The sequence below is a fragment of the Streptomyces sp. NPDC047043 genome (genome assembly GCF_040644055.1).
Classification (GTDB): domain Bacteria; phylum Actinomycetota; class Actinomycetes; order Streptomycetales; family Streptomycetaceae; genus Streptomyces.
The window spans coordinates 11,860-28,039 of record NZ_JBEYVO010000019.1 but is presented as its reverse complement, the minus strand read 5'-3'; the positions used below and the strand labels follow the sequence as shown (position 1 = coordinate 28,039).

Genomic DNA, 16,180 nt, shown 5'->3' with positions numbered 1-16,180 from the left:
ACGAGGCTGTCGGACTTGTCGAAGCAATCGAAGCAAACGGCCGGGGCCGGTGGGTCTCAGCGCCGCGACATGTAGATGTCGAGCGCCTTGTGGAGCAGCTTGTTGAGCGGGAAGTCCCACTCACCGAGGTACTCGGCCGCCTGACCGCCCGTGCCCACCTTGAACTGGATCAGGCCGAAGAGGTGGTCGGTCTCGTCCAGCGAGTCGGAGATGCCGCGCAGGTCGTAGACGGTCGCGCCGAGCGCGTAGGCGTCACGCAGCATCCGCCACTGCATCGCGTTCGAGGGCCGGACCTCACGGCCGATGTTGTCGGAGGCACCGTAGGAGTACCAGACGTGCCCGCCGACGATCAGCATCGTCGCCGCCGACAGGTTCACGCCGTTGTGCCGGGCGAAGTACAGCCGCATGCGGTTGGGGTCCTCGGTGTTGAGGGCCGTCCACATGCGCTGGAAGTACGACAGCGGGCGGGGCCGGAAGTGGTCGCGCACGGCCGTGATCTCGTACAGCCGCTGCCATTCCTCGAGGTCCTGGTAGCCGCCCTGGACGACCTCGACGCCGGCTTTCTCGGCCTTCTTGATGTTGCGGCGCCACAGCTGGTTGAAGTTCTTGTGGACCTCTTCCAGGGAGCGGTTAGCCAGCGGCACCTGGAAGACGTAGCGGGGCTGTACGTCGCCGAAGCCGGCCCCGCCGTCCTCGCCCTGCTGCCAGCCCATCCGGCGCAGCTTGTCGGCAACCTCGAAGGCACGCGGCTCGATGAAATCGGCCTCGATGTCGCGCAGCCGCTTCACGTCCGGGTTCTGGATGCCCTGCTTGATGGAGCCGGCCTCCCAGCGGCGGATGATCACCGGCGGGCCCATCTTCACGGAGAAGGCGCCCTGCTGCTTGAGGTGCGCGAGCATCGGTTCCAGCCACTCCGTCAGATTCGGCGCGAACCAGTTGATGACCGGGCCCTCGGGCAGATAGGCCAAGTAGCGCTTGATCTTGGGCAGTTGGCGGTAGAGGACGAGGCCCGCGCCGACCATCTCGCCGGTGCGCTCGTCGAACCAGCCAAGACTCTCGGAGCGCCACTCCGCCTTGACGTCCGCCCAGGCCGGAACCTGCATGTGGCTCGCCGAGGGCAGGCTCTGGATGTACGCCAGATGCTGCTCGCGGCTGATCGTCCTCAGGGTCAGGCTCATTCGGGGCGCTCCTCGGGCTGGTGTGTCCCCATGGGTACAGGGGCTCCGGCTCTCGCGCCGAAGCCTACTGCGCCTTGCGAGCGCCCCGGCTGGGCGTACGGAACCTGCGCCCCGGCCCGGGGGCCGCCGAGGCGTTCCGTAGTCCTTTATGTGAAGTTCGGGAAACGGTGTCCCTGGCGTCAGCCGATGACCCCGCCGAAGAGGCCGCCGTGCGCCATGCCGAGGAAGAAGCCGACCCCGGAGGCGCCGAGACCCAGGATGAGTCCGAAGCGCTCGCGGGTCGTCTCCGAGATCCACTGGCCGTACGCGCCGGTGAGGACTCCCACCAGGCCGGTCCAGGAGCTGAGCAGGTGCAGGCTGTGGAAGAAGCCCGTCACGAACGCCGTCACACCGAGCACCAGGGTCACCGCGAGCAGCGTGTCCTGGAGAGGGTGGGACTTTCCGTCCGTGGCGAAGAGGCCTCCGACGGTGTTGGGTCGCAATGCCTGTGCCATGGGGCACCTCCTGCGAAAGGCGGCGCATCGTAGCGCCATACACACCCGATGTGTACAGATTGACGGTCCCCGCGGCCGGATTTCAACCGGAAGCCGGTGTGCGGGTACTCTGTACCGTCTGCACCGGTGTCTGCCCAGGCAGAGCCAGGGATACGCCCAGGCCAGACCGAAGATGTCGCTCGTCGACTCTCGGTTGTCAGTGGCGACCGATACCGTTGCGTACGCATCACAACCCTCCTGCCACGGAACGACCGTGGCCGCTGAGTCCAAAGGAGGTGGGTTCCACATGCGTCACTACGAGGTGATGGTCATCCTCGACCCCGATCTGGAGGAGCGCGCTGTCGCCCCCCTGATCGAGAACTTCCTCTCCGTCGTCCGTGAGGGCAACGGCAAGGTCGAGAAGGTCGACACCTGGGGCCGTCGTCGTCTCTCGTACGAGATCAAGAAGAAGCCCGAGGGCATCTACTCGGTCATCGACCTGCAGGCCGAGCCTGCGGTCGTCAAGGAGCTCGACCGCCAGATGAACCTGAACGAGTCGGTCCTCCGGACCAAGGTCCTCCGTCCCGAGACCCACTGAGCTCTCCCGCTCAGCTGATCTCGGGATTCGAGTAGCAGCAACCAAGCAGCCAGAGCAAACCCGCCGAGAGGTTCCCCATGGCAGGCGAGACCGTCATCACGGTCGTCGGCAATCTTGTCGACGACCCCGAGCTGCGCTTCACCCCTTCCGGTGCGGCGGTCGCGAAGTTCCGTGTCGCGTCCACTCCCCGCACCTTCGACCGTCAGACGAACGAGTGGAAGGACGGCGAGAGCCTGTTCCTGACCTGCTCGGTCTGGCGTCAGGCGGCGGAGAACGTCGCCGAGTCGCTCCAGCGAGGCATGCGCGTCATCGTGCAGGGCCGGCTGAAGCAGCGGTCCTACGAGGACCGTGAGGGCGTCAAGCGCACGGTCTACGAGCTGGACGTCGAGGAAGTCGGCGCCAGCCTGCGCAACGCCACGGCCAAGGTCACCAAGACCGCCGGCCGCGGTGGGCAGGGTCAAGGCGGTTACGGCGGCGGTGGCGGCCAGGGTGGCGGCGGCTGGGGCGGTGGCTCCGGCGGCGGTCAGCAGGGCGGCGGCGCTCCCGCCGACGACCCGTGGGCGACCGGCGCTCCCGCCGGTGGCAACCAGGGCGGCGGCGGTGGCGGCGGCTGGGGTGGAAACTCCGGCGGCGGCGGTGGCGGCGGCTACTCGGACGAACCCCCCTTCTAAGCCCTTCGGGCCCGGGTTGCCGGGCTTGATCGGTCGAGGGCGGGTCGCACCCAAACTTCTTGATCACACAGGAGAAACACCATGGCGAAGCCGCCTGTGCGCAAGCCTAAGAAGAAGGTCTGCGCTTTCTGCAAGGACAAGGTCACGTACGTGGACTACAAGGACACGAACATGCTGCGGAAGTTCATTTCCGACCGCGGCAAGATCCGTGCCCGCCGCGTGACCGGCAACTGCACGCAGCACCAGCGTGACGTCGCCACGGCCGTCAAGAACAGCCGTGAGATGGCGCTGCTGCCCTACACCTCCACCGCGCGATAAGGGAAGGGTGACCGACACATGAAGATCATCCTCACCCACGAGGTCTCCGGCCTCGGTGCCGCGGGCGACGTCGTCGACGTCAAGGACGGTTACGCTCGCAACTACCTGATCCCGCGGAACTTCGCGATCCGCTGGACCAAGGGTGGCGAGAAGGACGTCGAGCAGATCCGTCGTGCTCGTAAGATCCACGAGATCCAGACCATCGAGCAGGCCAACGCTGTGAAGGCCCAGCTCGAGGGCGTCAAGGTCCGCCTGGCCGTCCGCTCCGGCGACGCCGGCCGCCTCTTCGGCTCCGTCACCCCGGCTGACATCGCTTCCGCGATCAAGGCTTCGGGTGGCCCCGAGGTCGACAAGCGTCGCATCGAGCTCGGTTCGCCGATCAAGACCCTGGGCGCCCACGAGACGTCCGTGCGTCTGCACCCCGAGGTTGCCGCCAAGGTCAACATCGAGGTTGTCGCGGCCTGATCGCCGCGCTCGGCTTGAACGGCTGAGAGAAGGGGCCGTGCCCGTCGTGGGTGCGGCCCCTTCTTCGTGTCCCAGCCGTTCGTGCTCGGGCTTGGTGCGACGGCGCGCATGTTTCACGTGAAACGTCGGTTTCACGTGAAACAGTCAGCGGATTGCGCCCGTGACGATCCAGCGACCCGAGCGTGTCCGCACCCAGAGTGTCAGCATGCGCACCGCCATCATCAGCGTCATGGCGCCCCAGAGGGCGGTGAGGCCGCCGCCGAGTGTCGGGATGAGCAGCGCCACCGGGGTGAAGACGGCAAGGGTGACCACCATGGCCCAGGCCAGATACGGCCCGTCGCCCGCTCCCATCAGGACGCCGTCCAGGACGAAGACGACGCCGCAGATCGGCTGGGAGAGGGCCACTACGAGCAGGGCGGGCAGGGCAGCGTCCTTCACTGAGCCATCGCTGGTGAACAGCGGCAGGAACACCGGCCGGGCGATCACCACGAGCACGCCGAGCGTGATGCCCACCGCGGTTCCCCACTGCACCATGCGGCGGCAGGCATCACGGGCACCTTGGGAGTCCTCGGCTCCGAGATAGCGCCCGATGATGGCCTGACCTGCGATGGCGATGGCGTCGAGGGCGAAGGCGAGCAGGCTCCACAGGGAAAGAATGATCTGGTGTGCCGCGATGTCGGCGTCGCCGAGGCGGGCGGCGACGGCGGTGGCGATCATCAGGATGGCTCGCAGCGAGAGAGTACGGAACAGCAGGGGCACGCCGGCTTGTGCGGAGGCCCTTATCCCCGCCACGTAGGGGCGCAGTGAGGCGCCGTGCCTGCGGGCTCCGCGGACGACCACGGTGAGATAGGCCGCGGCCATACCGCACTGCGCGATGACGGTGCCCCAGGCGGAGCCCGCGATGCCGAGGTCGGCGCCGTAGACCAGACCGGCGTTGAGGCCGGCGTTGGCGACGAAGCCCGCGACGGCGACGTAGAGCGGTGTCCTGGTGTCCTGCAGGCCGCGCAGGACACCGGTCGCGGCGAGGACCACGAGCATGGCGGGGATGCCGAGGGCGGAGATGCGCAGATATGTGGTCGCGTACGGGGCGGCCGTGTCGGAGGCCCCGAAGAGTTCCACAAGGAACGGTGCCGTGGGGAGGACGAAGGCGATGACGGCGGCGCCGAGAAGGAGTGCCAGCCAGATGCCGTCGACGCCCTGGCGTATGGCGGCCTGGAGGTCGCCGGCGCCGACGCGTCGGGCGACGGCTGCCGTGGTGGCGTAGGCGAGGAAGACGAAGATGCTGACCGCCGTCGTGAGGAGGGCTGAGGTGACGCCCAGTCCGGCGAGCTGTGCCGTGCCGAGATGACCGACGATCGCGCTGTCGGCCATGACGAAGAGAGGCTCGGCGACGAGTGCGCCGAAGGCCGGGACGGCCAGGGCGACGATCTCGCGATCGTGCTGCCGTCGGGTGGCCTTGGGGATCGCGGGAGCCTGTGTCATGAGCATCAATCTAATCGTCCACAGGTAAGAGATGCAATATGTCTTTGGTCCTTACCTCCCTCGTCGTCGTGTGCTCTTTCGCGTGCCGTTCGAAGGGATCTTGGTCCGACTGGGGAAGTTTTTCTTCTGCACAGCCGGTGGACGGGAAAGTTGCAGGTCAAGGTGGGTGTCTCCGAAAGCGGCGAGGCTTGTTCACAGGGCTGTCCACCGTGTCGTGCACAGGTTTTGCGGAGTTCTCCACAGCATCCGGGCCGTCGTCCACATGGCCTGTGGATAACCAGATTGGCTGACGGTGCCCGCAGGCCTAACGTGGTCCGGCGCCCACTCCCCGCGTCGGCCGGGAAACCATCAGAAAACCGACGTGCCAGAACCGGAGTTGGGCCTCTCATTTGTCAGTGCCGTGCCGTAGAAAAGATGGCACGGCTAGGTCCGCTCGGCGGCGGACGGGAGGAGGTGGCTCGGTGAGTATTTCCGAGCCCTTGGACGACCCGTGGGCCGACAGTGGTCCAAGCGATCGTCTTCCTGCCTCCCGCCGACGCGGCGAGGGGGGCCGGGGGCGGGAGGACCAGCACGACCGCGGCCGGGACAACGGCGAGTGGGAGGGTGGGGGCACCTCCTTCGAGCGCGTCCCGCCGCAGGACCTCGATGCCGAGCAGTCCGTCCTCGGTGGCATGCTCCTGTCCAAGGACGCCATCGCGGACGTCGTCGAGATCCTCAAGGGTCACGACTTCTACAAGCCGGCGCACGAGACGATCTTCCAAGCGATCCTCGACGTCTACGCCAAGGGCGAGCCGGCCGACCCCATCACGATCGCCGCGGAGCTCACCAAGCGCGGTGAGATCAACAAGGTCGGCGGCGCATCGTATCTGCACACGCTCGTCCAGACCGTGCCGACCGCGGCCAACGCCGAGTACTACGCGGAGATTGTCCACGAGCGCGCGGTCCTGCGCCGCCTCGTCGAGGCAGGCACCCGCATCACCCAGATGGGATACGCGGCGGACGACGACGTCGACGAGATCGTCAACCGCGCCCAGGCCGAGATCTACGCAGTCACCGAGCAGCGCACCAGCGAGGACTACCTGCCGCTCGGCGACATCATGGAGGGTGCGCTCGACGAGATCGAGGCGATCGGCTCGCGCAGCGGCGAGATGACCGGTGTGCCCACGGGGTTCACCGACTTCGACTCGCTCACCAACGGCCTGCACCCGGGCCAGATGATCGTCATCGCTGCCCGTCCCGCCATGGGAAAGTCCACGCTCGCGCTGGACTTCGCCCGGGCCGCGTCGATCAAGCACAACCTGCCGAGCGTCATCTTCTCCCTCGAAATGGGCCGCAACGAGATCGCGATGCGTCTGCTGTCCGCCGAGGCCCGTGTCGCTCTGCATCACATGCGTTCCGGCACGATGACCGACGAGGACTGGACACGCCTGGCCCGGCGCATGCCTGACGTCTCGGCCGCACCGCTCTTCATCGACGACTCGCCCAACCTGTCGATGATGGAGATCCGCGCCAAGTGCCGGCGCCTGAAGCAGCGCAACGACATCAGACTGGTCGTCATCGACTACCTCCAGCTGATGCAGTCCGGCGGCTCCAAGCGTGCCGAGAACCGTCAGCAGGAGGTCTCGGACATGTCCCGTAATCTCAAGCTCCTCGCCAAGGAGCTGGAGATCCCGGTCATCGCGCTGTCCCAGCTGAACCGTGGCCCCGAGCAGCGCACCGACAAGAAGCCGATGGTCTCCGACCTGCGTGAGTCCGGTTCCATCGAGCAGGACGCCGACATGGTCATCCTGCTGCACCGCGAGGATGCGTACGAGAAGGAGTCGCCGCGAGCGGGCGAGGCCGACCTGATCGTGGCCAAGCACCGTAACGGCCCGACGGCGACGATCACGGTCGCCTTCCAGGGCCACTACTCGCGGTTCGTGGACATGGCGCAGACCTGATCGGCCCGTCCGGCGTCGTCCCCCGGGGCAAATGAGCTCGACGGCCGAGCGTCCGGCGGGATGGACTGGGAGCATGACGACTTCTCAGGAAGAGCTGCTTCCCGGTACACGTCGGGCACTTCTGCACCGGATCGCCGTGGCCCAGGCCGAAGGGCGTGCACCGTCGCTGGTCGCGGCGTTGGTGCGCGGCGGACAGACGGTGTGGCACGGGGCGCGGACCTCGGTGGACGGGCACGGGCCGGACGAGAACGTGCAGTACCGCATCGGCTCGATCACCAAGACCTTCACGGCCGTGCTCGTACTGCGACTGCGTGACGAGGGCGCCCTCGACCTCGGTGACCCGTTGGAGAAGTACGTGCCGGGCACCGGTGCGGGGGAGGCCACCGTCGCCGATCTCCTCGCCCACACGAGCGGTTTGGCGGCGGAGTCGCCCGCCCCTTGGTGGGAGCGCACCCCGGGATCCCTGCGTCCCGAACTCGCCGATGTCCTGGGCGAGCAGCCCCTTCTGCATCCCGTGGGCCGTCGTTTCCACTACTCCAACCCCGGCTACACCGTGCTGGGCGCACTGGTGGAGAAGCTGCGCGCGGCACCGTGGGAAGAGGTACTTCGGCGTGAAGTGCTCGAACCCCTGGGCCTCGACCGTACGAGCGCTCACCCGCAAGCGCCCCATGCGGGTGGCTGGGCCGTGCACCCCTGGGCCGACGTCCTGCTGCCCGAACCCGCCGAGGATCTCGGACGCATGGCCCCGGCCGGTCAACTCTGGTCCACCACCGGTGACTTGGCGCGCTTCGCCGCCTTCCTTGCACAGGGGGACGACCGGGTGCTGAGCGCCGAGACCGTGAGAGAGATGCGGACGCCCGCGGCGCCGGCCGAGGCAGCGGACGTCGTGGACGGAGCGACGTACGGACTCGGGCTGCAGATCCAGCATCGGGACGGGCGGCTGCTCGTGGGGCACTCCGGATCACTGCCGGGTTTTCTGGCGAATCTCACCATCAGCGTGGAGGACGATGTCGCGGCCGTCGTTCTGGCCAACTGCACGTCCGGCCCTCTGCTGGGCACCGTCGGAGCGGACCTCGTACGGATCGTCGCCGAGGCCGAGCCGCGGATTCCCGATCCCTGGCAGCCACTGCCCGAAGTCGACCCGTCCGTACTGGAGTTGGCGGGACCGTGGTACTGGGGAACGCATGCGTTCGCCCTCCGTCTCGGGGCCGCTGGAGGTGTCTCGCTGGAGCCGCTCGCCGGCGGCGGCCGCCGCTCGCGCTTCAGGGAGAACGGCGACGGCACATGGACCGGACTCGAGGGCTACTACGCCGGAGAGCTCCTGAGGGCCGTACGACGTCCGGACGGGACCGTGAGCCACCTGGACCTCGGATCGTTCGTGTTCACGCGTCAGCCGTACGACGAGGAGGCTTCTGTGCCGGGTGGGGTGGACCCGGACGGATGGCGGGGGATCGGCTAGTCACCGTCGCCGACGGGCCCCCTGTTTCACGTGAAACATGACGCTTCGGTTTCACGGCCTCACAGTTGGAGCTTGAAGCCCATGTGTGAGGCCGTGAAACCAAGCCGTTCGTAGAAGCGGTGGGCGTCGGTGCGGGTCTTGTCGGAGGTCAGCTGGACCAACTGGCAGTCCTGGCGCCGGGATTCGTCGATCGCCCACTCGATGAGCTGGGTGCCCAGACCGCTGCCGCGTTCATCGGCGTGGATGCGGACACCTTCGATGATCGACCTGGTGGCACCGCGTCGCGACAGACCGGGGATGATCGTGAGCTGAAGCGTGCCGACGACACGGCCGTCGCGGACGGCGACGACCAGATGCTGGTTCGGGTCGGCGGCCAGTCGCTCCAACGCGGCCAAGTACGGAGTCAGATCGTCCGGTGACTCGCGCTGGGCGCCCAGCGGATCGTCGGCGAGCATTGCGACGATCGCGGGCACGTCGTTCGCCTCGACGGACCGAATTTCAAGATCTCCCATGGTCACACCTTAGGGAGGCCGGCTGTAGGGAGTTCAGCCCGCGGCCACCGTCAGCGGAGCGAATCGCCGGGTCCAGTCGCCGGGCAGGTCCGGGATCCCGTAGGTCATGACCGAGTTGAACGCGACGGAGACCAGACCCCGCTCCTTCGCCCACGCCAGCAGCGCCTCGTGCCGTACGTCGATGTCCGTGCGCACGGGGCGATCGGTATGTGCGGCGAGCGAGGCGATGAGCGCCTTTGCCGTCTCCGTGTCCCGGGCGATCAGCGGACCGACGACATGGGTGTCCATGTTGGGCCAGGCGGCCGCGTACCCGGTGAGTCGGCCGTTCTCCTCCGCGACGCGCAACTGGTCGGCGAAGGCGGGCAGTCGCGTGATGATGTGGGTGCGGTCGGCCCCGAAGATCTCCTCGTCGAGCCGGAGGATCGCGGTCAGATCTTCGGCCGTGGCGGCACGCGTGGCGACTTCGGGCGCCGTCCCGCCGGGCGTGAAGTGTCCGCGCAGCATCTCGGCCCGGCCTGCGACCTTGAAGCCGAGTTCCTCGTAGAGGGGGCGGCCATACGGCGTCGAGTGCAGCGTGAGCGGGGTGCTGCCCATCGCCGAGACGACGTGCCGCATCAGGTGACGTCCGATGCCCTGACGGGCGTACCGTTCGGCGACGAGCACCATGCCGATGGCTCCGAGATCGGGGCGCTCCTGCGGCCCGTACTCGGTGACGACACAGGCGCTCACCAGGCCACCGTTCGGGTCGTCGATGCCGTATCCCTTCCCGGCCGTGAGCAGGAAGCCCCACTTGTGTTCCTCACGCGGCCACCCCCGGTCCTCGGACAAGTCGGCGCAGGCGGTGAGATCGCGAGGCGTCAGACGGCGGATGCGGAGAGCAGCGAGGGAAGGAGTCGACACGCAGGTCAGGCTGTCCGACAGGTGCCCTCGGCGTCCACCTGTTTCCGGTGAGAAGCAAGAGCTTTTGGCCATGTCATGGCCGGGTGCACAGCGCGCCGACAGTAGCTGGGTGTTTCACGTGAAACACCGGCGAACGCCGAGCATCCCGTGGTGTGCCGTGAGGAGTCGGCCGTCGGTCCCACTAGCCTCGCGTCCTATGGCGAGACTTCATCTCTTCGATCTCGATGGCACTTTGCTGCGCGGCACTTCGTCTCCTGTGGAGATCTCACGGCAACTGGGGCTGGAAGCCGAGACGGTCGCACTCGATCAGGCGATCTCCGCGGGACTCATAGATCCGCCGCAGTATGCAGCTCAGGTGTATGCGCTCTGGGCGGATCTCACCGAGGCGCATGTGACGGCGGCCTTCGAAGGAGCTCCGTGGCTGGAGCGCATCCGCGACGTCTGGGCTGAGATCCGTGAGCGGGGCGACTACTGCGCCGTCGTATCCCTCTCGCCCTCCTTTTTCGTGGAGCGGCTGACGGGATGGGGAGCGCACGCGGCGTTCGGATCCCGTTTTCCCGCAGTGCCGTTCACCGAGCCCGTGGATCCGGCCGGAGTGCTCAGTGCCGCTGCCAAGGTCGAAATCGCCGACCGGCTGTGCAGAGAGTTCGGGGTCACGCGGGCCGACTGCATTGCGTATGGCGACTCGATGTCGGACAGAGACCTGTTCGGTGTGGTGCCGGTCTCCGTAGCGGTCAATGCGGACCGTCATCTGTCCGGTCTCGCGACACACTCGTACATGGGCGGGGATCTGTGGGAAGCCTATGAATTGGTGTGCCACGCCCAGTAATTGAGGGAATTGTTGGTTCGCCCCCTGTCACATTCGTGGTGGAGGCAAGGGGGACTTGTGATCGGAGCGGTGGCCGGTAGGGTCGACTCCGGTTCGCCTCCGGGCGCGAGATGTACCCACCCGGTGCGGACCGAGAGCAGGGCAACGCAGCCTAACGGGACGGAGAGATCGAAGACCCGCATTTTCGGTTATGCGGCCGAGGCGTCCCCGTGGATGGGATGCTGCGGTGAGAGCGCTGCGGCCAATGTCACACTCTCGCCTTACTTGTCCGTACGGATCACGAATACGGGTTGAATGTGGCCGCATTGGCCGCGGAACGAAACGGGGAAAGCAAGCCGTCTACGGGGGAAAGCAGGCATCTTCCGACCAAGGAAGTGCGCAGACCGACCGAAAGATGTTCGAGGCGAGGCACACCATGGACGCTCCGACCACCGCGTCGGCCGACAACGGCACTTCCGGCGGCGGGGGCGGCGGCTGGTTCACGCCGCACACGCAGCCGGCGACGACTCCGGGCAGCGGGCGCGAAGCGGCCGAGGGCAGCCGCCTCGCCGCGATGCGCCCGGTGGGCCGGACCACGACGGACACCGACGACGAGCAGTCGACGGAGGACACCACGCAGGCCGCACGACCTGCCGAGCTCGCCTTCACTGCTGAGACAGGCTGGTCCGCCCCGACCCCAGGAGTGTCCTCGTCCGCCTCGACCGGTGCCTCGGCCCGCCCCGTTGCAACCGAGACTGCCGCTCAGCCCCCTGTGCCGGAACCGACGGCCACGGAGGCGCTCACGGACGGCCTGCATGTGCCTGGCCAGCGTTCCACTCCGTCGGCGCCGCAGCCACAGGCCGGCGTGCATGCCCAGGCAGAGAAGGCGTCACCGGACGCCCTACTCATCCGCCGGACCATGGCCGAGGTCGCCCCGATCGCCGACAAGGTCACCTCGTACTTCTATGCGCTGCTCTTTGTCCGCCACCCAGATCTGCGGTCGCTGTTCCCGGCTGCCATGGACACCCAGCGGGACCGGCTGCTCAAGGCTCTGCTCACCGCCGCCGAACACATCGACAACACCGAGGTCCTTGTCGCGTATCTGCAGAACCTGGGCCGCGGTCACCGCAAGTACGGCACCAGGGCCGAGCACTACCCGGCTGTCGGTGAGTGCCTCATCGGCGCGCTGAGCAAGTACGCCTCCGGCATCTGGGATGCCGAGCTGGAGGCGGCCTGGGTGCGGGCGTACACGACGATCTCGCAGGTCATGATCGACGCCGCAGCCGCGGACGAACTGCGTGCGCCCGCCTGGTGGTACGCCGAGATCGTCGCGCACGACCTCAGGACTCCGGATGTCGCCGTGCTCACCGTCCGGCCCGACCAGCCCTATCCCTTCCTCGCCGGCCAGTACACGAGTCTGGAGACGCCGTGGTGGCCGCGGATCTGGCGGCACTACTCCTTCGCCTCGACACCCCGCTCCGACGGCCTGCTGACGTTTCATGTGAAGGCCGTCCCCGCGGGCTGGGTGTCGAACGCCCTGGTGCACCGCGCACGGCCCGGCGACATCATCCGCCTCGGCCCACCGGCCGGTTCGATGACCGTCGACCACACCTCGGACAGCGGTCTGCTGTGCCTGGGCGGCGGCACCGGCATAGCCCCCATCAAGGCGCTGGTGGAGGACGTCGCCGAGCACGGCGAACGGCGGCCGGTGGAGGTGTTCTACGGCGCCCGCACCGACCACGACCTGTACGACATCGACACCATGCTCAGGCTCCAGCAGAACCACCCCTGGCTCTCGGTCCGCGCGATCATCGACCAACAGGCCCATCTCCAGCTCCCCGACGCCATACGCGAGTACGGGCCGTGGAACGAGTACGACGCCTATCTCTCGGGCCCGCCCGGCATGATCCGCAGCGGTGTGGACGCCCTCAGGAACATCGGCATTCCGTCGGAGCGCATACGGCACGACTCGGTGGAGGAGCTCGTCGTCACCGGAAGCTGACGCGCCGCCGGGTGTCAGCCCAGGTCCGGGGCGTGCATGGCGCGTACGCCCTCGATATTGCCGTCCAGGTAGTGCCGCAGGGACAGCGGTACGAGATGGACGGAGGCGATGCCTACGCGGGTGAAGGGCACCCGCACGATCTCGTACTCGCCGGCGGGCTCATCGACTTCTGGACCGTGCCGCAGGGACGGGTCCATCGACTCCAGACGGCAGACGAAGAAGTGCTGCACCTTCACGCCGGTCGCGCCGCCGTCCTCGCCGATGTGCTCCACGGTGTCCACGAAGCAGGGCACCACATCGGTGATCTTGGCGCCGAGCTCCTCGTACACCTCGCGGTGCAGGGCGTCGACGACGGTCGTGTCCCCGGGCTCGACGCCGCCACCGGGCGTGACCCAGTAGGGATCGACACCGGGCTTGGTGCGCTTGATCAGGATCAGGTTGTCGCCGTCCAGCAGAACGGCACGAGCGGTGCGCTTGACCACGGGTCGGACGGTCATGGGAGAAATGTGGCCCGGTTGGTTCCACGTGAAACATCGCGGGGTGTCACCGGTCGAGTCCGCCCCGTGACCGCCGCAAAAGCGCTGGTCAGCACCAGTCGGCAGCCGCCCGCAGGAGCCATTCGTGAGCCCGCGCGATGTGCGGCATCGCGAGCGTGCCGGTACGGACCACCAGGAAGTACGTTCGCAGCGGCGGCACCGCGGGGTCGTGCAGGGCGACGACCTCGCCGCGTTCCAGTGCGGCCCGGCACAGATAGCGGGGCAGCACCGCGAGCCCCGCGCCCGCGACGGCGCAGGCCAGGACCGCGCGCAGATCGGGAACGATGACCGTGCCCGGGGCGGCAGGCCGGGAGTCGAAGACGGAGGCCCAGTAGCGGGAGACGAAGGGCAGCGACTCGTGCACCTCGATGAGGGGGACGTCCTCCAGGGCGGGCGCCCCCTTGTGGCGCGGCTTCCCGGGGCCGATCTGCTCGGCCCGACCCGGCGAGGCGACCAGGACGTGTTCCTCGTCGCAGAGCGCAGTCGCCGTGAGCAGGGCGCCGCGCGGACGGGCTGTACTGATGGCCAGATCATGATGCCCGGCGGCCAGTCCCTCCAGGGCCTCCTCGGCGTTCCCGAAGGATGCGCGCAGCGCGAAGCCCTGGCCGTCCTCGCCGGTCAGCTCCGTCAGGGCGGGCAGGGCCCGTGCGGCGGTGAACTCGGGAGGACCGGCGAGGTGCAGGGTCCGTAAGGAGGACTCGTCGTCCAGGCCGGTCTCGGCGATCTCCACCAGGGCGTCGAGATGCGGGGCGGCCTTGTGTGCGAGCTCGTCCCCGATGGTCGTCGGGGTCACTCCGCGGGCCTGCCGCAGGAACAGGGGGCGGCCCAGCTGCCGCTCCAGCGTGCGGATCTGGGAGGTCACGGCCGGCTGCGACAGACCGAGCAGCGCGGCGGCGCGGGTGAAGGAGCCGGCCCGGTGCACCGTGACGAAAGTGCGCAGCAAGGCCAGATCCATGGTTTGCCCTCCCCAGTTCCCTGCCCTTCTCCCGGCCCCCAGGCAGGGCCCAACTATAAATAAGTCGATAGGTCTCTGTCGCTACTGTGATTGGACACTGACACAGAGTCAACTAGCCTTGTTCGCGCGGTTCTTCGCGCGCAGAACCGAGGACGGTCCGAGCCACGAGGGGGGAGGCTCGGACCGTCCGTTGTGCGTAGCCGGACACCGGCCGGGCGTCCGTGAAGCAGGCCCTGAAGTGGTCATTCCGCCGACTCGTCCAGCGCGCGGAGCACATCCGCCACCAGGTCCTCGGGGTCCTCGGCACCGACCGAGAGCCGGATGAAGCCCTCCGGCACCGCGTCCCCGCCCCACCGTCCGCGCCGCTCGGCAGTGGACCGCACCCCGCCGAAGCTCGTCGCGTCGTCCACGAGCCGCAGCGCGTCGAGGAAACGGTCGGCACGCGCGCGCGTGGGCAGCGTGAACGAGACGACGCACCCGTAGCGGCGCATCTGCTGCGAAGCGACCTTGTACGAGGGGTCGTCGGGCAGCCCCGGGTAGCGCAGCCCGGTCACCTCGGGCCGCTCCCGCAGCGCCTCGGCAACGGCCAGGGCGGTCGCGCTCTGCCGGTCGACACGCAGCTGCAGCGTGGCGATCGAACGGTGCGCGAGCCAGGCCTCCATGGGCCCCGGAATCGCGCCGACGATCTTCCGCCAGCGGCGCACGGCGGCCATGGCCTCGGCGTCGCGGCCGGCGACGTAGCCGAGCAGGACGTCCCCGTGCCCGGTGAGCTGCTTGGTGCCGCTGGCCACGGCGAAGTCGGCGCCGAGTTCCAGCGGGCGCTGACCGAGCGCGGTCGCGAGCGTGTTGTCGACGGCGACGAGCGCGCCATGCGCGTGTGCCGCCTCCGCGAGGCGCCGGATGTCGCACACATCGAGCCCGGGGTTGGACGGCGTCTCGAGCAACACCAGCTTCGCGCCGTCGAGGACTTCGAGCTGGGCGTCGTTCCCGGTCGGCGCGGTACGCACCTCGATGCCGTACGCCTCCAGTTGCGTACGCACCAGAGGCAGCGCCTGATAGCCGTCGCTGGGCAGGACGACCGTGTCGCCGGCGCGCAGCTGCGAGAACAGCACCGCCGAGATGGCGGCCATCCCGGAGGCGAACACGAGCGTCTCCACGCCCTCCTGACCGGGCGCCTCGAGCTCGCCGACGGCGTGCTCCAGCAGGGTCCACGTCGGGTTCTCGTCGCGGCCATAGGTGTACGGCCCGGTCGGCTCGCCCGGCAGATGGTAGTGAGCGGCGAACGCCGGGCCCGGCAGGGTCGGCTCGTACTTCACCGGCTCGGGCAGCCCGGCGCGCACCACGCGCGTGCCGTCACCGTCGCCCGAAGACCTGCCCGTAGCGGAATCACTCATGCCGCCCGTCCTTCCACCTGCTCGCGCACCGCGGCGAGCAGACCCTCGCTCGCCGCCTCCACCATCTCAAGGCACTCCTCGAAGCCGTCCATGCCCCCGTAGTACGGGTCCGGTACGTCGAGGTCGTCGCCCGCTGCGGGGTCGTAGGAACGCAGCAGGCGGACCTTCGCCGCGTCCTCCGGGGTGGGAGCGAGGCGGCGCAGGGCCTTGAGGTGGCCGGAGTCGAGGGCGATCACGAGGTCGAGGCGGGCGAACCAGGACGGCTGGAACTGCCGGGCCGTGTGACCGCCGTCGTAGCCGCTGTGCTCGAGCACGGAGACGGTGCGGGGATCGGCGCCGTCACCCTCGTGCCAGCCGCCGGTGCCGGCGCTGCCGACCTCGACCAGGCCGTCGAGCCCGGCCTCCGCAACGCGTGCGCGGAAGACGGACTCGGCCATCGGGGAACGGCAGATGTTGCCGGTGCAGACGAAGCAGACGCGGTAGGTCATG

The 16,180-nt window shown here is 68.4% G+C and carries 17 protein-coding genes; 8 read left to right on the top strand and 9 right to left on the bottom strand.

Annotated features, from left to right (window positions below; genetic code table 11):
• Positions 1-56 precede the first annotated feature (56 nt).
• Positions 57-1,178, bottom strand: a complete 1,122-nt coding sequence (femX, locus tag ABZ880_RS28220) for a peptidoglycan bridge formation glycyltransferase FemX (RefSeq protein ID WP_099930055.1) — start codon at positions 1,176-1,178, stop codon at positions 57-59.
• A gap of 179 nt (positions 1,179-1,357) precedes the next feature.
• The gene (locus ABZ880_RS28215) at positions 1,358-1,672 is read right to left on the bottom strand and encodes a hypothetical protein (RefSeq protein WP_361267953.1); all 315 of its coding nucleotides are present in this window, start codon (positions 1,670-1,672) and stop codon (positions 1,358-1,360) included.
• A gap of 286 nt (positions 1,673-1,958) precedes the next feature.
• Here ABZ880_RS28215 and rpsF point away from each other — a divergent pair, with 286 nt between their 5' ends.
• The 4 genes from rpsF to rplI all read left to right on the top strand — a co-directional run bounded on the left by rpsF (position 1,959) and on the right by rplI (position 3,703).
• Positions 1,959-2,249, top strand: coding sequence for a 30S ribosomal protein S6 (gene rpsF, locus ABZ880_RS28210; RefSeq protein WP_005482942.1), 291 nt, complete (start codon positions 1,959-1,961; stop codon positions 2,247-2,249).
• Between the two features lie 77 nt (positions 2,250-2,326).
• The gene (locus tag ABZ880_RS28205; protein ID WP_361267951.1) at positions 2,327-2,920 is read left to right on the top strand and encodes a single-stranded DNA-binding protein; all 594 of its coding nucleotides are present in this window, start codon (positions 2,327-2,329) and stop codon (positions 2,918-2,920) included.
• Between the two features lie 81 nt (positions 2,921-3,001).
• The gene (gene rpsR, locus ABZ880_RS28200; protein WP_003949403.1) at positions 3,002-3,238 is read left to right on the top strand and encodes a 30S ribosomal protein S18; all 237 of its coding nucleotides are present in this window, start codon (positions 3,002-3,004) and stop codon (positions 3,236-3,238) included.
• A gap of 18 nt (positions 3,239-3,256) precedes the next feature.
• Positions 3,257-3,703, top strand: a complete 447-nt coding sequence (gene rplI, locus ABZ880_RS28195; RefSeq protein ID WP_250073675.1) for a 50S ribosomal protein L9 — start codon at positions 3,257-3,259, stop codon at positions 3,701-3,703.
• 144 nt (positions 3,704-3,847) lie between these two features.
• Here rplI and ABZ880_RS28190 read toward each other — a convergent pair whose 3' ends face one another.
• Positions 3,848-5,185 carry an MATE family efflux transporter gene (locus ABZ880_RS28190; RefSeq protein WP_361267949.1) on the bottom strand — a complete coding sequence of 446 codons (1,338 nt, stop codon included), beginning with the start codon at positions 5,183-5,185 and terminating at the stop codon, positions 3,848-3,850.
• A gap of 461 nt (positions 5,186-5,646) precedes the next feature.
• Here ABZ880_RS28190 and dnaB point away from each other — a divergent pair, with 461 nt between their 5' ends.
• Both dnaB and ABZ880_RS28180 read left to right on the top strand, forming a co-directional pair.
• Positions 5,647-7,125, top strand: a complete 1,479-nt coding sequence (dnaB, locus tag ABZ880_RS28185; RefSeq protein WP_361267947.1) for a replicative DNA helicase — start codon at positions 5,647-5,649, stop codon at positions 7,123-7,125.
• 73 nt (positions 7,126-7,198) lie between these two features.
• The gene (locus ABZ880_RS28180; RefSeq protein ID WP_361267945.1) at positions 7,199-8,584 is read left to right on the top strand and encodes a serine hydrolase domain-containing protein; all 1,386 of its coding nucleotides are present in this window, start codon (positions 7,199-7,201) and stop codon (positions 8,582-8,584) included.
• A 59-nt stretch (positions 8,585-8,643) separates the two neighbouring features.
• Here ABZ880_RS28180 and ABZ880_RS28175 read toward each other — a convergent pair whose 3' ends face one another.
• Both ABZ880_RS28175 and ABZ880_RS28170 read right to left on the bottom strand, forming a co-directional pair.
• Entirely contained in the window at positions 8,644-9,096 is a 453-nt protein-coding gene (locus tag ABZ880_RS28175) for a GNAT family N-acetyltransferase (RefSeq protein ID WP_361267943.1), read from the bottom strand.
• A 33-nt stretch (positions 9,097-9,129) separates the two neighbouring features.
• Positions 9,130-9,996, bottom strand: coding sequence for a GNAT family N-acetyltransferase (locus tag ABZ880_RS28170; protein WP_361267941.1), 867 nt, complete (start codon positions 9,994-9,996; stop codon positions 9,130-9,132).
• A gap of 196 nt (positions 9,997-10,192) precedes the next feature.
• On the opposite strand from ABZ880_RS28170, the gene ABZ880_RS28165 reads away from it, so the two are divergent.
• Both ABZ880_RS28165 and ABZ880_RS28160 read left to right on the top strand, forming a co-directional pair.
• Positions 10,193-10,825 carry an HAD-IB family phosphatase gene (locus ABZ880_RS28165; protein ID WP_361267939.1) on the top strand — a complete coding sequence of 211 codons (633 nt, stop codon included), beginning with the start codon at positions 10,193-10,195 and terminating at the stop codon, positions 10,823-10,825.
• A gap of 415 nt (positions 10,826-11,240) precedes the next feature.
• The gene (locus ABZ880_RS28160) at positions 11,241-12,806 is read left to right on the top strand and encodes a globin domain-containing protein (protein ID WP_361267937.1); all 1,566 of its coding nucleotides are present in this window, start codon (positions 11,241-11,243) and stop codon (positions 12,804-12,806) included.
• 14 nt (positions 12,807-12,820) lie between these two features.
• On the opposite strand, the gene ABZ880_RS28155 is transcribed toward ABZ880_RS28160, so the two are convergent.
• The 4 genes from ABZ880_RS28155 to ABZ880_RS28140 form a co-directional block, all read right to left on the bottom strand.
• Positions 12,821-13,303, bottom strand: coding sequence for an NUDIX hydrolase (locus ABZ880_RS28155; protein ID WP_351472992.1), 483 nt, complete (start codon positions 13,301-13,303; stop codon positions 12,821-12,823).
• An 88-nt stretch (positions 13,304-13,391) separates the two neighbouring features.
• Positions 13,392-14,297, bottom strand: coding sequence for a LysR family transcriptional regulator (locus tag ABZ880_RS28150; protein WP_361267935.1), 906 nt, complete (start codon positions 14,295-14,297; stop codon positions 13,392-13,394).
• A gap of 242 nt (positions 14,298-14,539) precedes the next feature.
• Positions 14,540-15,691: a cystathionine gamma-lyase gene (locus tag ABZ880_RS28145; RefSeq protein WP_361267933.1), complete on the bottom strand. Its 1,152-nt coding sequence runs from the start codon at positions 15,689-15,691 to the stop codon at positions 14,540-14,542.
• Positions 15,688-16,179, bottom strand: coding sequence for a low molecular weight protein-tyrosine-phosphatase (locus ABZ880_RS28140; RefSeq protein ID WP_361267931.1), 492 nt, complete (start codon positions 16,177-16,179; stop codon positions 15,688-15,690). The genes ABZ880_RS28145 and ABZ880_RS28140 overlap by 4 nt, the downstream gene beginning before the upstream one ends.
• Position 16,180: the final 1 nt, after the last annotated feature.

Excerpts from the sequence above, each read along its gene's own strand:
- femX (WP_099930055.1), bottom strand. The coding sequence starts at position 1,178 with ATGAGCCTGACCCTGAGGACGATCAGCCGCGAGCAGCATCTGGCGTAC.
- ABZ880_RS28215 (WP_361267953.1), bottom strand. The coding sequence starts at position 1,672 with ATGGCACAGGCATTGCGACCCAACACCGTCGGAGGCCTCTTCGCCACG.
- rpsF (WP_005482942.1), top strand. The coding sequence starts at position 1,959 with ATGCGTCACTACGAGGTGATGGTCATCCTCGACCCCGATCTGGAGGAG.
- ABZ880_RS28205 (WP_361267951.1), top strand. The coding sequence starts at position 2,327 with ATGGCAGGCGAGACCGTCATCACGGTCGTCGGCAATCTTGTCGACGAC.
- rpsR (WP_003949403.1), top strand. The coding sequence starts at position 3,002 with ATGGCGAAGCCGCCTGTGCGCAAGCCTAAGAAGAAGGTCTGCGCTTTC.
- rplI (WP_250073675.1), top strand. The coding sequence starts at position 3,257 with ATGAAGATCATCCTCACCCACGAGGTCTCCGGCCTCGGTGCCGCGGGC.
- ABZ880_RS28190 (WP_361267949.1), bottom strand. The coding sequence starts at position 5,185 with ATGACACAGGCTCCCGCGATCCCCAAGGCCACCCGACGGCAGCACGAT.
- ABZ880_RS28180 (WP_361267945.1), top strand. The coding sequence starts at position 7,199 with ATGACGACTTCTCAGGAAGAGCTGCTTCCCGGTACACGTCGGGCACTT.
- ABZ880_RS28175 (WP_361267943.1), bottom strand. The coding sequence starts at position 9,096 with ATGGGAGATCTTGAAATTCGGTCCGTCGAGGCGAACGACGTGCCCGCG.
- ABZ880_RS28165 (WP_361267939.1), top strand. The coding sequence starts at position 10,193 with ATGGCGAGACTTCATCTCTTCGATCTCGATGGCACTTTGCTGCGCGGC.
- ABZ880_RS28160 (WP_361267937.1), top strand. The coding sequence starts at position 11,241 with ATGGACGCTCCGACCACCGCGTCGGCCGACAACGGCACTTCCGGCGGC.
- ABZ880_RS28155 (WP_351472992.1), bottom strand. The coding sequence starts at position 13,303 with ATGACCGTCCGACCCGTGGTCAAGCGCACCGCTCGTGCCGTTCTGCTG.
- ABZ880_RS28150 (WP_361267935.1), bottom strand. The coding sequence starts at position 14,297 with ATGGATCTGGCCTTGCTGCGCACTTTCGTCACGGTGCACCGGGCCGGC.
- ABZ880_RS28145 (WP_361267933.1), bottom strand. The coding sequence starts at position 15,691 with ATGAGTGATTCCGCTACGGGCAGGTCTTCGGGCGACGGTGACGGCACG.
- ABZ880_RS28140 (WP_361267931.1), bottom strand. The coding sequence starts at position 16,179 with ATGACCTACCGCGTCTGCTTCGTCTGCACCGGCAACATCTGCCGTTCC.